A 14,683-nucleotide genomic window follows, 5' to 3' on the forward strand; every position below is an offset into this window, starting at 1 on the left:
CTCAACTAAACTGTACTCTACTCAACTAACTCAACTATACATGATTACAGTAGCCTTTGACAACCCGAAGAATGAATATATTAGTTCGATGTTGTAGAAAGATCCGGTCTTAGCTTACGTGCATCATTCAAATATACATGTTTCATTTCACGTTGGCTCTTCTCCGTATTCACCTGAATCATGAACCGGATACATTGAGGTAAGCTACCCTGAACAGGTATTTCTACCGAGCACATAAGTGGAACTAAGTCCCAACCTTCTAGTTGACGAATCGCTCTAGCAGGGAAGGTTGCATCCAAATCACCGGTCATAGTAATCCATACACTACAAATATCTTCAGGCTCAATCTCGTTACGAATGACAATTTCTTTGAGCAGCGTTACTGTCTCTTGCAGTATTTCCTGCTCGTCATTCTGTGTAACACTCGTAGCGCCACGTATTCCGCGGTTATACATCAGTCTCTCCTCCTTCTCTAAGTTGATCAATCGTTTCACGTACAAGCTGTTCGGGTACGTCCTTCACAATGCTAACAGAACCAATGGAATCTGGAATAATAAAGAGCATATGACCTTCTCTAAATTTCTTATCGTGTTTCATTGCTTCCATGATCTCATCCGTAGATAGATGTGATGACATCGTAACAGGCAATCGTAAGGACTGAAGCATACTCACCGTTTCATCATAAATGTTAGCATCACGGCCAAGTCGGACGGCTAGTCGTGCTGATCCAGCCATACCGATTGCAATGGCTTCACCATGCATATATTCACCATAGCCTGCAACAGCCTCAATCGCATGACCAATGGTATGCCCCAAATTAAGAATCGCACGCAAATCGTTTTCTCGCTCATCCCGGGATACAACATCTGCTTTGATCGCGCATCCTCGAGAAAGTCCATATTCTAATGCTTCAGGATCGAGGGCTAATAGTTCACTCGCATGTTCTTTGCACCATCTTGCAAATTCACCATCTCGAATCAAGCCGTGTTTCACCATTTCAGATAGACCTGAAGCAACATCTCGTGGCGGTAACGTTTGCAAAGTGTCTAGATCATAGAGAACCATCTCAGGTTGATGAAATGCCCCGATCATATTCTTCGCAAGAGGATGATTCACAGCTACTTTACCACCCACGCTACTATCATGCGCAAGAATGGTCGTCGGAATCTGAACGAACTTGATTCCTCGCATATATGTAGCTGCTGCGAATCCCGCTAGATCACCTACGACCCCACCACCCAGTGCAATCACTGTTGAGTTGCGATCAAGATTTCCTTTAATCGCTGTCGTCATGACTTCTTCAAGTACGGATAATGACTTAGCTGTCTCACCAGCATTGACTACTTTGGAGACTGTTGCATACCCAGCCTCCAATAATAACTGTTCTAGCAAATTTAGATAGAGTGGAGCTATATTATCATCTGTAACAATCATTAACGGACTATTCAATGATATCCCATGTTCCTTGAAATATTGACCAATATTACTTAGAAGACCAGATCCAATATAGATAGGATACGAACGCTCACCCAAATCCACATTCACTGTTCTCATAATTAATATTTCTCCAATTGAGAAAGATAATTGTTATAATTCGTCTTAATCTCTTCCATTGAATCCCCACCGAATTTCTCTAAGAATGCCTTAGCTATTTCCCAAGCTACGACATGTTCCATCACAACACTTGCAGCTGGAACAGCACATGCATCTGAACGCTCGACTTGAGCAGTAAATGCTTCTTTTGTATCAATATCGACACTTTGTAAAGGTTTATATAGTGTCGGAATAGGTTTCATAACACCGCGAACGACAACTGGCATACCATTCGTGATACCACCTTCAAATCCACCTAAACGATTGCTCGCACGGTAATATCCTTGTTCTTCGCTATATAGAATTTCATCATGCACTTGTGAACCTCTCAGAATACCTGCTTCGAATCCAATTCCAATCTCTACACCTTTAAACGCATTAATAGACATTACACCTTGAGCAATGCGAGCATCTAGCTTCCGGTCATATTGTACATAACTGCCAAGACCGATAGGAACGCCTTCTACAATACATTCAACTATCCCACCGATGGAATCTCCATCTTCTTTAATCTGATCAATATAGGCTTCCATCTTCTTCTCTGTTTCCGCATCGACTACACGTACAGAAGAAGCTTCAGTCTGTTCAATCAATTCATCAATCGATAAGTTATGTACTGGTGCTTCAATCTCACCAATTCGGATAACTTGTCCAGCAACCTTGATACCGAATTCAGCAAGGAATTGGCGAGCTATCGCGCCACATGCAACACGAACGGTTGTTTCTCTTGCGCTAGATCGTTCGAGAACATTACGCAAATCTTTCAAATTGTACTTAAGTCCACCATTAAGATCTGCATGTCCAGGCCGAGGGCGATGTACACGACGTTTCTCTTCATCTGTTCCTTCAATTGGCTCGATATTCATAATATTGCGCCAATGCGTCCAATCCTTATTCTCAACAACTAGTGCGACAGGAGCTCCTGTCGTATATCCGTGTCGAACGCCGCCCACGATTTGAGCGGTATCTTTTTCAATTTGCATACGTCTTCCACGTCCATACCCTTTTTGGCGACGATGTAATTGGAAGTTAAGTTCTTCGAAATCCAAGGTTAGATTACTTGGTAGTCCTTCAATAATTGCTGTAAGTTGGGGACCGTGAGTCTCCCCTGCAGTTAAATAGCGTAAACTCATGTTGCTTTCCCCCTTTAGACTTTCATACTGTGAATGGCTAAAACCCGATAATATCTTTGCTTATTATAGTATAGCTCTTACACTTTGACAAGAAAGGTTATAAGCTTTCAGCAATACATATTAAAAAAGCGCCGGTCCTCATAATCACAGGATTCGGCGCTTTTGACACAGGTATGACTCAGCTATTGATCGGTTGAATCTCAAGTTCACTACTCGAATGATCATCCAAAGAATCAAGTATCAATCGATTAAGTTGCACCTGTTCCAACCCTAAAATCTGTCCACATTCTTTGATGGTAATGAAACCACGTTGATAGGCTCTGATCACCTTACGTTTATCCATGCTTATACTAACCCCCACTTATCCATAATGTTCTATGAATAGTAGTATCGTGAAGAGGAAAGGATAATATACATTTTTGGCGCGATTAACCTATAACTTTTTTCGATAGAAGAATGTTTCTGTTGATTCAAGATCATATTGTGACGGTGAAAAGATCTGTTCTGTACTGCCAACGAACAAATATCCCCCTGGACGAAGACTATTTGCAAATTTGCGATATAACTTATTCTTCGCCTCTTCCGTAAAGTAAATCATAACGTTACGACACACAATCAGGTCGTAGGAAGAATCAAAGGTATCCAGTAGTAGATTCTGCCTCTTAAATTGAACGGCTTTCTTCAGAGCTTGATTGATGTTATAATGCATACCCTCCGAAATAAAGTGTCTTGCTGCTACGTCCTTAGGCACATCCTTTAATGATCGTTCGAGATACTCACCCTTCTGAGCCCTCTCTAAAGCGCCATTATCAATATCTGTAGCCATAAGTGTGGTATTCGTTAGAATTCCTTTATCTGCAAGAATCATAGCTAATGTATACGGCTCTTCACCTGTAGAGCATGCAGCACTCCATACCTTAAGACGACCTTTATTATTATTAAGTAGCTCGGGTAAGATTGCATCCCTCAACACTTCCCAACGATTGGGATTACGCCAGAATTCTGACACATTGATGGTCATTCGGTCCAGAAATTCATTAAATAAGTTCTTATTTTGCATCATAGCCTTAAAAAACAAATCAAAAGAATCATAACCATTCTTCACACGTAGTGTCGTCAATCGACGCTTCATCTGGCCTTCTTTATATTGCGAGAGATCAATTCCAGTCTCTTTTTTTATCATTTCAATAAAGTGAGCATAATCTGGATCCGTGGCTGTGATCTCTTCACTATGATTTACTGGGAGTACTAGAGATTTCATATCCATGACGAAATGATTTTATCGTAATTCACTAGTTCATGATCTTCGAAAAAATTAGCAATCTCTCGCTTACTGCTCTCTGGAGAATCTGAACCATGAATCAGGTTTTTCGGTGTATGTGCTGCGAAATCTCCCCGAATGCTTCCCGGTTGTGCTTCATTCACATTCGTCTTCCCGTTGACGATACGAGACAACGCAATGATATCGTCGCCTTCCCACACCATCGCTACAACCGGACCAGATGTGATAAAATTCACTAAATTAGGAAAGAAATCTTTTCCATCATGTTCTGCATAATGAATCTTCGCTTGATTCTCAGTCACTTGAACTACCTTGCATGCTACTAACGTAAATCCTTTGTCCTCAAACCTTGAAATAATACGACCTATTAATCCACGTTGCACACCATCAGGTTTTACCATCAAAAAAGTACGTTCCATGTGCTCACTCTCCATTTCTAATGAATCTATCATATGCAAGCCTATTTCCTTACCAATATCTGTAGTTTAACAGAAAAATAGGGCTTTCGTTAATACTTAATATGACCGTCTCGTTACAAAGTGAGCAATGTCTTTCAAGTTCCGTTTAGTTTTGTAATCAGGCAGTTCACTCAAAGCATCTAAAGCCTTGTTAATATAACGTGATGCCAGTTCCTCGGCCCGTTGAATTCCTGCACTTTTTTTAATAAGAGAAATCGCGGTAGAAACATCACATTCTCCATTCAATTCATGGATTCGGGTCAGTTCATGAAGAAGAGGACCACGAATTTCCTTGTCCTGAAGTGCATAAATAACAGGCAATGTGATGTTTCCTTGACGGATGTCACTTCCAGGTGGCTTACCAATTTGCTTCTCTGTTCCACATAGGTCAAGTAAATCATCCTGTATTTGAAAAGCCATCCCGACATTATAGCCATAACGATAAAGTTGACGACTATACTTAGGATTCGCATCAACGGCAACCGCACCAAGCTGACAACTCACAGCGATCAGTAAAGCTGTCTTACGACGAATACGCAACATATACCTTCGTACACTTTGTCCAGTATTAAAGAAATCACGGATCTGTTCCATCTCTCCAATTGACATCTCGACCATCGCTTTAGATAGAATCTGATGAATCTCAGGATTAGGAAGTTGCGTCACGATTTCCAATGCCTTTGCATATATGAAATCACCTGTATACATGGCGATTTTGTTATCCCATTTCGATTTAACCGTTAATTGACCACGCCGCGTGTCTGCATCATCAATAACATCATCATGAACGAGTGAAGCCATGTGAATGAGTTCTAGTGGAACTGCCACACGCATCAGCTTCTGCAAATCATATTCTCCGAATTTGCCACCCATCAACACAAAAACAGGACGGAGCCTCTTTCCTCCCGCTTTGAGGAGGTGTAGCGATGTTTCATGTAGTAGATCATCACCGCTAATACTGCGATAGAGTTCCTGTTCTATGTAATCCATATCCTTTTTCAATAATCCGAACATGTCTAGTCTCTTCATTCTTTCACCCGTATTCGCGTATTCTCTTCCCACATTTCCATCTTAACTTCGTGCTGGATAAGTCCAAGCTCATGAGCATAGCGTAAATAAAGTTCTAATCCTTGACGTTGCTCTTTCCCGAAGTCATAACATAAATTCTCAAAATATCGCATCCAATAGTCCTGAGTACCACCAACGGTTGTGATCGCTTCACCCACAATGGGATTCAAATCTGACAAGCTACGGTGTTTACTTGCCTGCAGTGCTTTTACAATATCCTGAATAATCTCAGGCTTGTTCTCCACAGCATCCCGATGAACAGCCCACACAGCGAAGGTCATACTATACCCTGTCCACTCTTTCCACCATGCACTGAGATCTGTCACATATAGTCCATGATCTTCCCATGAGGCCTTTATCGCGTTATCCCCAATTAAGAGTGCAGCGTCAGCCACTTCCATCATCGTCTTAAGATCAGGTTCTATGGAAAGGTACGTCGGATTTCCGTTCAACGCTTTGTTCATTAAGATCTTGAGTAAATTAATAGAGGTTGCAGATGTATTCGTCACTGCGATCGTACCATTTAATATTGTCTCAATAGGTTGACGTGAAAATAATAAAATGGATTGTACTGGTCCATTAGCACTAACAGATAGATCGGGTAATAAAAGTAACTTTTCTGACGATAGTCCATAGGCAAATGAAGATAAGGCTCCAATGTCAATACTGCCATCGTTCATACCTTTATTTAACAAAGAAGGTACCGCAGTGATCATTTCTGTAGGTTCACATAACGAATCAGGATTAAAGTAATAAAAAATAGGCCACGCATTTGTATATTGAATTTTGCCAATGATAGTCTTATTGTAGCCATGTACTCCCATCATCAACCCTCCCATCTCTTAAATAAATGATGGTCAATCCGAATCGAATCAAGTACCTTACCCACAACGAAGTTTATTAGATCGTCCATCGTTTGTGGTTGGAAATAAAAAGCCGGCATAGCCGGTATCATCTTTACACCAAGTCTCGAAAGCTTCAACATGTTCTCCAAATGAATCGCATGTAGAGGAGTCTCCCGAGGTACTAATACTAATGGACGCCCTTCTTTTAACATGACGTCCGCTGCACGTGTCATCAAATTACTTGAAGAACCATGTGCAACAGATGATAAGGTTCCCATCGAACATGGAGCAATTATCATCCCTTCCACCTGAAAAGAGCCACTAGCAATCGAGGCTCCTATATCCGCTATAGGGTGATAGACACATACCCCTGGATAACTTCCAAACTTCTCTTTTACAATACCTTCGCGGTCGGTACTTTTCCAACCTAATTCCTCGTGAAGCACTCGCCATCCCGCATTTGAAATAACCATATGTACATCTATATTAGCCGTCAAAAGTGTTTCGATGAGTCTAATGCCGTATATAGAACCACTTGCTCCAGTTATTCCAACAACCCATCTTTGTTTCTTATTCAGTTCACTCAAGTGGTCTGCACCACCAAATCAACAAACGTAAATACAAACACAATAATACTTAAAACACTGTTCATCGTAAAGAAGGACATTTGTAGCTTACTCATATCGTTAGGAGAAAGAATAAAATGCTCATAGAATAAAATACCCAGCGAAATTAACATGCCAACGAAATACCACCAACTCAGTGAAGAAGTAAAGAAGAGTGTGATAAATCCAATGGCTGTGATCACATGAAAAATACGAGCGATCTTTAAAGATGAATAAATCCCAAACCGAGCTGGGATAGAATACAAGCCTTCTTTTTTATCAAACTCCATGTCTTGAATTGCATAAATAATATCAAAACCTGCAGTCCAGAATGAAAGTGTAATATAAAATATGATTGCGCTTAAGTCTACGCTGTTCGTAACGGCTACCCAACCACCTAGTGCTGCAAGTGAGGTTGTCATTCCCAGAATAACATGACAAAGCCATGTAAATCTTTTGGTGTAAGAGTAAATCACAAGCATAAATACAGCGATTGGCAACAACTTAACTGCAAGAGGAGATAACTCCATCGCTGCCCAAAATAGAAGAATGAAAGATATGATCGTAAACACAACAACCTCAATCGTCTTTAGTAACCCTGCTGGGATTGCACGATTTTCCGTACGTGGATTCTTCTTATCAATCACCTGATCAATGATACGGTTTAAACCGAATGCTGCACTGCGTGCACCAAACAGCGCCATCACAATCCAGCCAATCTGAGCCCAAGAAGGAAGTACACCATGAACCGATACCGATCCAAGTAATGCGCCCATAAATGCAAACGGAAGTGTGAATAAGGTATGTTCAATCTTAATCATTTCAAGATAAATACTTATTTTCTTAAACATCTTAGTTCTCCTTAATCCCAATATGTAATGCTGCAATACCACCGGTTAAGGAATATGCTTCGACTTGTTGCAGTCCTACTTGCTGAAAAATCTCTGCTAGTTCATCTCTTCCTGGGAATATTGCAAGTGAATCAGGTAACCATTTGTATTGCTCATATCTTGAAGCAAATAATTTACCTAGGCTCGGTAATACCTTTTGGAAATAGAAATAGTAGATCCCTTTGAAAGGCTGCCAAGTTGGCTTAGATAGTTCTAAACAGACCACCATTCCACCAGGCTTAACTACGCGTTTCATTTCATGGAGCACCTGCACTAGATCTGGCACATTACGTAATCCGAATCCAATCGTCACATAGTCAAACCTATGATCTTCAAATGGAAGGCTCATGGCATTACCCTCAATTAACGTAATCATATCCTCAAGCTGATGCTTCTTAATCTTCTTTCGTCCAACTTCAAGCATAGCTGGACTGAAATCAAGTCCAACAATGTCTCCTGTGCCACTAGCCTCAGCTATACTAAGTGTCCAATCACAAGTACCACAGCATAAGTCAAGGGCATTCTGTCCTTGACTTATATTCATCTTAGCCATCGTAAATTTGCGCCAAGCTTTATGCCTGCGAAAGCTAAGAATATCATTCATAAGATCATATTTCGTTGCAACACTCTCAAATACAGATTGTACGAATTGTTCCTTTGGCTTATCTTTGCTAACTGTATTGGTCTGATCACCTTGTTGCTGTGTCGCATTCCGCACCATTCATATCACCCTATCCCTCTCTTAGAACTGTACCAAAAGAATTCACAAATAGTTGAAATGGTTCTACTACTTGTCCAATACCTAAGAATCTCACATCTCCTTTTAGACTTTTAAGGAGGTGTTGAATACGATCAACAGATTCACGAAGACGATTTGTCATGTGTTCCATCGGTTTATATTGATGTATCATTTTTTTCCATTCAATAGGGTCTATCTCTATTTCGTTCAACGTTAGCTTGTCTTCGACGCTCGCAAGCTCCATCATTTCCCAATAAATATATCCATATTTTAAAGGCTGACCCTCTTGTGTAAGATTAAGTTCTTGCATGACGATTTCGCATAGACTGATCTCATGAAGGAGAGACTTCCATAGATCCCTTAATGGCTCTTCTAACATCGGCGTAAAAGAAATAAACAGCTGCATATTCAGCTGCACTTTTTGCACCAAATATTGTTCTGCTGATAATTGCAAGCTCTTCATTGAGCCATACAGGTTCATCTTCATCATATTCAAATCACATATGGCTCTACTCAATAATGTGATAACTTCAATTTGTCCTCGATCGGACAATAGCTGATAGAATATGCTACTGTAATAATCACCAGCCAGCACTTTCAATTGACGAGAACGCATAAGCCCTTCAGCCTGACTACCTTGCTGTGTGTCAATGGTCTCATGTGTGTCGATCCCTATCTGAACCAAAGAGGTCACGAGCGCATAAAGTTCAGCCTGATCTAAAGTTATGCGGCTAGCACTATTTAGGAAGATATATAATAAATGGACACGAGCGTCCGGGAAAACCGGCAATTCCGTGTATTGTTCAATCATGTCATACTCGATATAGCCACTTGCAAGTTGGGGTATGCAGTAAGATTTCATCGTTAGCCTCCGAGCTGATAACTTTAACACTTATATATTGTCACAATCTCGACTATTATAGCACATGTTAAATGAGCACGCACTGTGGTTTTACTAACTTTTTTGAAGCAACATCACCTATTGAACTGATTCAGCCATAGTTTCATTTCAGTCACACGGAATGTTTCTTTCAAATGGTCTGACAGAGGTTCCTCACCATAATTTCGTAGTTCAATGGTCGCCTCTTCACTCCACGCTTGCCGACTAACATCTGCTGCCAACAGCAAATGACGTGTCTTCACCCATCTATCTTCTGCAATAATTCTCAACATCAGTCGATTCACATTGGGTGTATTCTCAAAACTAAACGAAATGGCTTCTGCCATATTTTCATAAATATCTGTAATCGTACTTTCTGCTGTTAATACTTTCATATCCAACGACAACGTTGATTTCTTCCATTCCACTTGACTGATAGGTAGTGTAAAAGGCACTGAACTGAGGGTATCTACCAGATTATCATCGGTAAGTGTCGTACTTGCATGAGGATTAAACGCGGATACGACGCCTTTCAATTGCGCAAATGAGGTTTGGAATGAGAATAACTTCGGTAAGAATATCACGGCCCCTATACATAGCAACATTGTGCATCCCATAAGAATCCATCGATTCATCAACTGTTCCCCTCTCACCGTTTCTATTAAACTCCATACCTCATTGTACAATTAAAAAAAGCAGGCTATGCCTGCTTTTTAACTCTCGCTCTCAACTTTTCCATGTTTAGTTAGAACTTCTGCCTTACCACGAATCTTTACAGCTGAGGTATGACTTGTGAATTGGGCAATAAGCACTTCGCCTTTATCCAATTTCTCGGTATGGTGAAACTTAGTATCCTGCCCACGAGTAAGCCCTATCACCTGTACACCATTTTCTTTTGCTTTTACAACGATATAATCATCATCTTTATTGTTCTCCACGAGTGGTATCCCTCCCATCTATGAGTTTATAGAAAAGAAAAGGCCGTGAACAAACGTCACGGACCTCTTTTTTAAAAATGATACTTGTTCTATGGATTTTGTAGACATCTTATTTAATTCCGTCTTTAAGCGCTTTTCCTGGTTTGAACGCAGGAATTTTGCTAGCAGCGATTTCGATTTCTTCACCTGTTTGTGGATTACGTCCTTTACGAGCAGAACGTTCACGAACTTCGAAGTTACCAAATCCTACCAATTGCACTTTATCACCACTTTGTAGTGCAGAAGCAATAGCTTCAAATACAGCATCAACTGCTTTTGTAGCGTCCTTCTTGGACAATTCCGATGTTTCAGCTACTTGGGAAATCAGTTCCGATTTATTCATATCATTTCACCTCCTCATTCAGAAATGAGATCGAATGTTATTCTTTGTTTCCGTTTTGTCGCAAAATATACTTTAAAATAGCTTTTTACAGACATAATCGCCCATTTCTACATAGAACAGTGAGCGCGGAACAAATTTATAGTAATACAGTGCACCCATAATATCAAGCGTTTTAGGTCTTGGAGCGGTTTAAAACGTAAAAAGTGATCGCTAATGCAAGTACAAGAACTACACCTTTTACAATATCATGTGTAAAATACTGCAAATTCATCATCGTTAACCCGTTGACTAGTACACCGATTAAAATAGACCCTACGAACGTCCCTATGACATTAGGTTTACCCGCTCCCAGTACAGAGAATCCTACAAAAACAGCAGCTACAGCTTCCATTAATAGGGGTGCCCCTGCATCAATCTGTCCAGAACCCACACGAGAAGCAAATAGAATACCACCGATCGAAGCAAACAATCCTGAGACAACATAAGCTAATGTTCTAACTCTATTTACTCTAATACCGGATAGTCGCGCTGCTTCTGCGTTTCCACCCGTGACATACATTTGTCTACCATACTTGGTTCGAGTTAAAAATATATGAACAAATACCACTGCAATTAGCAACAAAATAGCCGAAAATGGAATACCTAGTAATTTCCCTTGCCCCAACCATAGAAAAGTAGCATTCATTTCCCCAGGTGCCTTCGTCCCATCCGGAAATTCCATATGGTTATAAAGGGTGTACCCTTGTGTATACGTTTTATGTATACCACTAACGATGTACATCACAGCTAATGTAGCTAACAGATCTGGGATTCTTAGCTTAACAATGAGTAGCGCATTTAGCAAGCCTATGATCGCTCCTACCAATAATGATACTACAATTACCACGACTAACGGTTGCTCATACCAAATCATAAGAGAGGCCGAGACAACCGTTGTAATGGATACTGTTGAACCTACCGATAGATCAAATCCATCCACAATAAGGGATAGCGTTACACCGATCGCCACAAAGGTAACGATTGTAATCGAACCCAGAATGTCTGCTAAATTACTATAGGTAAAGAAATAGGGCAGTTTGAAGGAAAAGAATGCGATAACGCCTGTAATTACTACGACTGCACCATAACGAAACGCCAAATTCATTAATTTATCTTTCATATCCTACCTTCCCACCTCCGCTAGCATAATAAAGGAGCTTCTCAGGCGTAGCCTCCCCACGCTTGAATTCTTTGGTGATTTCACCATCACACATTACGGCAATCCGGTCACCAATCCCAATGCCTTCTGATAATTCACATGTGAAATACAGGATTCCTTTTCCTTGAGAGGCTAACGTTCCAATGATTTGAAAGATATCACTTTTCGCTCCGATATCTACGCCTTTGGTAGGTTCATCAAATACAAATATGCTTGCATCACTTTCAAGCCATTTGCCTATCGCAACTTTCTGCTGATTACCCCCACTTAAATGTTGAACTAATTGTTTACCCGAAGTAGTCTTAATCCCAAGCTGCTCAACAACCCGAGTCCCAAGACTTTTTTCTTTTTTATTGGATATAAGACCCATATTACTAAGCTTACTTAGACTTGGTAAGCTAAGATTGTGGTCGACGGAATCATGTATAAATATACCTTCCTTACGGCGTTCCTCAGGTACAGATACAATGCCATATTTGATTGCATCAGCAGGTTCTTTCATAGATATTGACTTTCCATGGATATGGATCTTGCCAGCTTCTATTTGATCTGCCCCTGTTATTAAACGGGATGTTTCTGTCTTTCCCGCTCCTACCAATCCAATGACAACAACAATTTCCCCGCTCCTGACTTTTAAATCAACCGAGCGTACCTTTGTACCCTTCCGAAGATCTTTCACCTCTAATATAATATCTCCAATCGGAGCTTCTACTTTTGGAAATTCCTCTGTAAATGTTCTGCCGAGCATATGCTCAATAATCAGGTCTGTATCTGTATCTGATGTAGAGCATGTATATACATTACGCCCATCTCTCATCACAGTAACAACATCACAATGGGACAAAACCTCCGACAACCGATGCGTGATAAAAACACAGGCAACGCCACTCTCTTTGAGCGCATGCAGAATACGAAAGAAAACTTCCGTTTCACTATGACTTAACGGTGCTGTTGGTTCATCAAAAATGATCAACTTTGCATCCTGAGCCAAGATTCGTGCTAATAACACCATTTGTTTCTCGGCTAAGCTCAGATCTCCCACTCTCTGTCGTACATTGATTTCTACACCAAGCCGCGAAAGTATTTGTTCTGATATAGCTATCATTTCATTTGGCCTGATCCACACATTTGATTCTGGCGCAGCTAGTCGATCTAACATGACATTCTCTGCCACAGTAAGTTGTGGTACAAGTGCTGCGTCTACCTCTTGATAAACACAATGAATACCGCTAGCTTTGGCATCAGCTGGTGAACCCCACTGAAATAGTCTACCATTGCCCAGAATCGTACCATCATCAGGAAGATAAGCTCCAGATAGTATTTTCATTAGTGTACTTTTCCCTGCACCATTCGCTCCCAGAAGCCCATGAATTTGTCCACCACTTACTGCGAAATTAACCGATTCCAGAGCAGGTACGCCAGCAAAATGCTTATTGATTCCCTTCATTTCAAGGAGGAAAGGTGATACCGTCATGTTGTCACTCCTAACCCTATCGTATGTTATTTGCTATATTCATTCATCCAATCTTGAAACCCTTGTTTGCTATTCCCCCATTCCTTAACATACTTAGAGAGCTCCGTTGTTGATATTTGCTCTGTTGGCAAGTGTTCTCTTGATACATAGACCGGACTCAAAACAACTTCATCCTCCGCCTTATCCCCATGTAATTTTTGATAAGCATATCTAACTTGAATTCGTCCAATATCTTTCGGATCTACAGCAGCAGATGCAACCCAAGGATTATTAGGATCTTGTATCATCTGTAAATCTTCATCGCTCATATCTATCCCATATACTTTGATCTCTGTCCGTCCTGCTTGTTGAATCGCACGTGATGCACCTTTTGCAAATTCATCCCATGCTGCCCATACTGCGGATATCTCGCCTTTTGGATATTGCTTCAAGATTGCTTCCATCTGAGTCTGTGTATCTAGAGCCGGGTTCTGTGCATTTCCGAAAGATGCAATTTCTTTAATATCCGGATTCTCACCAATGAACTTGGCATAAGAGATTTGACGACGCTCCATAGGTGCAAACCCAGCAACCCACACTTTAACGATATTTCCTTTGCCCCCAATATCCTTCTTCAATTGATCCAATGTGAGCTTTGCCATTTGTTGATCGTCCTGAGAAAGTACCGTTACGCCAGGCTCCTTAACAACGGCGTCAAATACAACAACAGAAATATTTTGTGCTAATGCCTTCTTAATTCCAGCTTGGAGAATATCTGCGTCTCCATGATCTGTTAAGATCGCGTCAAATTTTTGAGTGACAGCTGATTCTAGAAGAGAAGCCATTTTGGCCTTATCATTATTCGCTACAAATTTGGTCAACTGTCCGCCAAACCTCTCAACTTCTTCAGTAACTCCCTGTACATATTGTTGCGAAAAAGTTCCTGTATTAAATTCCATAATGAGTGCAATACGTTTACCATTCAAAGGCTTATCAACGGAACCACCTTTTTCATCCCCTGAACTTGCTGCATTGGATCCACAAGCACTAGCAATCATTGCGAATACGATAAGAAGCGTAACCAGTACTAATTGTTTTTTTCTCCATTTGAAAACCATCATTTATTTCCCCTTTCGAAACTGTTTGTGATATTTAATATAGACTCTTTCTATAATATAAATCTTAATTCCGAGTATGTAAATCGGTTTTATATAAATAA

18 protein-coding genes are annotated in these 14,683 nt (G+C 40.6%); all 18 read right to left on the reverse strand.

Annotated elements, in window-relative coordinates; genetic code table 11:
• Positions 1 to 80 precede the first annotated feature (80 nt).
• Complete coding sequence (aroH, locus tag PBAT_RS09625) at positions 81 to 455, reverse strand: chorismate mutase (RefSeq protein ID WP_068648926.1); 375 nt, start codon at positions 453 to 455, stop codon at positions 81 to 83.
• Positions 448 to 1,554, reverse strand: coding sequence for a 3-dehydroquinate synthase (gene aroB / locus PBAT_RS09630; RefSeq protein ID WP_068648929.1), 1,107 nt, complete (start codon positions 1,552 to 1,554; stop codon positions 448 to 450). Before aroB ends, aroH begins: the two co-directional genes overlap by 8 nt.
• 2 nt (positions 1,555 to 1,556) lie before the next feature.
• Positions 1,557 to 2,726 (reverse strand): chorismate synthase, encoded by a 1,170-nt coding sequence (gene aroC / locus PBAT_RS09635; RefSeq protein WP_068648931.1) that lies wholly within the window; start codon positions 2,724 to 2,726, stop codon positions 1,557 to 1,559.
• Between the two features lie 178 nt (positions 2,727 to 2,904).
• Positions 2,905 to 3,069 carry a hypothetical protein gene (locus PBAT_RS25565; protein WP_169810098.1) on the reverse strand — a complete coding sequence of 55 codons (165 nt, stop codon included), beginning with the start codon at positions 3,067 to 3,069 and terminating at the stop codon, positions 2,905 to 2,907.
• 90 nt (positions 3,070 to 3,159) lie between these two features.
• A complete protein-coding gene (locus PBAT_RS09640; RefSeq protein WP_068648933.1) occupies positions 3,160 to 3,993 on the reverse strand; it encodes a CheR family methyltransferase in 834 nt (277 codons plus the stop codon).
• Positions 3,984 to 4,427: a nucleoside-diphosphate kinase gene (gene ndk, locus PBAT_RS09645; protein ID WP_068648935.1), complete on the reverse strand. Its 444-nt coding sequence runs from the start codon at positions 4,425 to 4,427 to the stop codon at positions 3,984 to 3,986. The genes PBAT_RS09640 and ndk overlap by 10 nt, the downstream gene beginning before the upstream one ends.
• A 96-nt stretch (positions 4,428 to 4,523) precedes the next feature.
• Complete coding sequence (locus PBAT_RS09650) at positions 4,524 to 5,495, reverse strand: polyprenyl synthetase family protein (protein ID WP_068648938.1); 972 nt, start codon at positions 5,493 to 5,495, stop codon at positions 4,524 to 4,526.
• Positions 5,492 to 6,358 (reverse strand): menaquinone biosynthetic enzyme MqnA/MqnD family protein, encoded by an 867-nt coding sequence (locus tag PBAT_RS09655; protein WP_068648940.1) that lies wholly within the window; start codon positions 6,356 to 6,358, stop codon positions 5,492 to 5,494. The genes PBAT_RS09650 and PBAT_RS09655 overlap by 4 nt, the downstream gene beginning before the upstream one ends.
• A 2-nt stretch (positions 6,359 to 6,360) precedes the next feature.
• Positions 6,361 to 6,966, reverse strand: a complete 606-nt coding sequence (locus PBAT_RS09660; protein ID WP_068648941.1) for a UbiX family flavin prenyltransferase — start codon at positions 6,964 to 6,966, stop codon at positions 6,361 to 6,363.
• Positions 6,963 to 7,835 (reverse strand): UbiA-like polyprenyltransferase, encoded by an 873-nt coding sequence (locus PBAT_RS09665; RefSeq protein WP_068648943.1) that lies wholly within the window; start codon positions 7,833 to 7,835, stop codon positions 6,963 to 6,965. Before PBAT_RS09665 ends, PBAT_RS09660 begins: the two co-directional genes overlap by 4 nt.
• 1 nt (position 7,836) lies before the next feature.
• Entirely contained in the window at positions 7,837 to 8,595 is a 759-nt protein-coding gene (locus PBAT_RS09670) for a demethylmenaquinone methyltransferase (RefSeq protein WP_068648945.1), read from the reverse strand.
• Between the two features lie 10 nt (positions 8,596 to 8,605).
• The gene (locus tag PBAT_RS09675) at positions 8,606 to 9,475 is read right to left on the reverse strand and encodes a heptaprenyl diphosphate synthase component 1 (RefSeq protein WP_068648947.1); all 870 of its coding nucleotides are present in this window, start codon (positions 9,473 to 9,475) and stop codon (positions 8,606 to 8,608) included.
• A 113-nt stretch (positions 9,476 to 9,588) separates the two neighbouring features.
• Positions 9,589 to 10,128, reverse strand: coding sequence for a hypothetical protein (locus PBAT_RS09680; RefSeq protein ID WP_068648949.1), 540 nt, complete (start codon positions 10,126 to 10,128; stop codon positions 9,589 to 9,591).
• 78 nt (positions 10,129 to 10,206) lie between these two features.
• The gene (gene mtrB, locus PBAT_RS09685) at positions 10,207 to 10,431 is read right to left on the reverse strand and encodes a trp RNA-binding attenuation protein MtrB (protein WP_068530390.1); all 225 of its coding nucleotides are present in this window, start codon (positions 10,429 to 10,431) and stop codon (positions 10,207 to 10,209) included.
• Positions 10,432 to 10,540: 109 nt separating this feature from the next.
• Positions 10,541 to 10,813, reverse strand: coding sequence for an HU family DNA-binding protein (locus PBAT_RS09690; protein ID WP_068590179.1), 273 nt, complete (start codon positions 10,811 to 10,813; stop codon positions 10,541 to 10,543).
• Positions 10,814 to 10,985: 172 nt separating this feature from the next.
• Complete coding sequence (locus PBAT_RS09695) at positions 10,986 to 11,972, reverse strand: ABC transporter permease (protein WP_068648951.1); 987 nt, start codon at positions 11,970 to 11,972, stop codon at positions 10,986 to 10,988.
• Positions 11,962 to 13,485: a sugar ABC transporter ATP-binding protein gene (locus tag PBAT_RS09700; RefSeq protein ID WP_068648953.1), complete on the reverse strand. Its 1,524-nt coding sequence runs from the start codon at positions 13,483 to 13,485 to the stop codon at positions 11,962 to 11,964. The genes PBAT_RS09695 and PBAT_RS09700 overlap by 11 nt, the downstream gene beginning before the upstream one ends.
• A 26-nt stretch (positions 13,486 to 13,511) precedes the next feature.
• Complete coding sequence (locus PBAT_RS09705; RefSeq protein ID WP_420848748.1) at positions 13,512 to 14,582, reverse strand: sugar ABC transporter substrate-binding protein; 1,071 nt, start codon at positions 14,580 to 14,582, stop codon at positions 13,512 to 13,514.
• Between the last annotated feature and the right edge of the window lie 101 nt (positions 14,583 to 14,683).

The sequence above is a fragment of the Paenibacillus antarcticus genome (assembly GCF_001637225.1).
In the GTDB taxonomy this organism is placed as follows: Bacteria; Bacillota; Bacilli; order Paenibacillales; family Paenibacillaceae; genus Paenibacillus_AQ; species Paenibacillus_AQ antarcticus.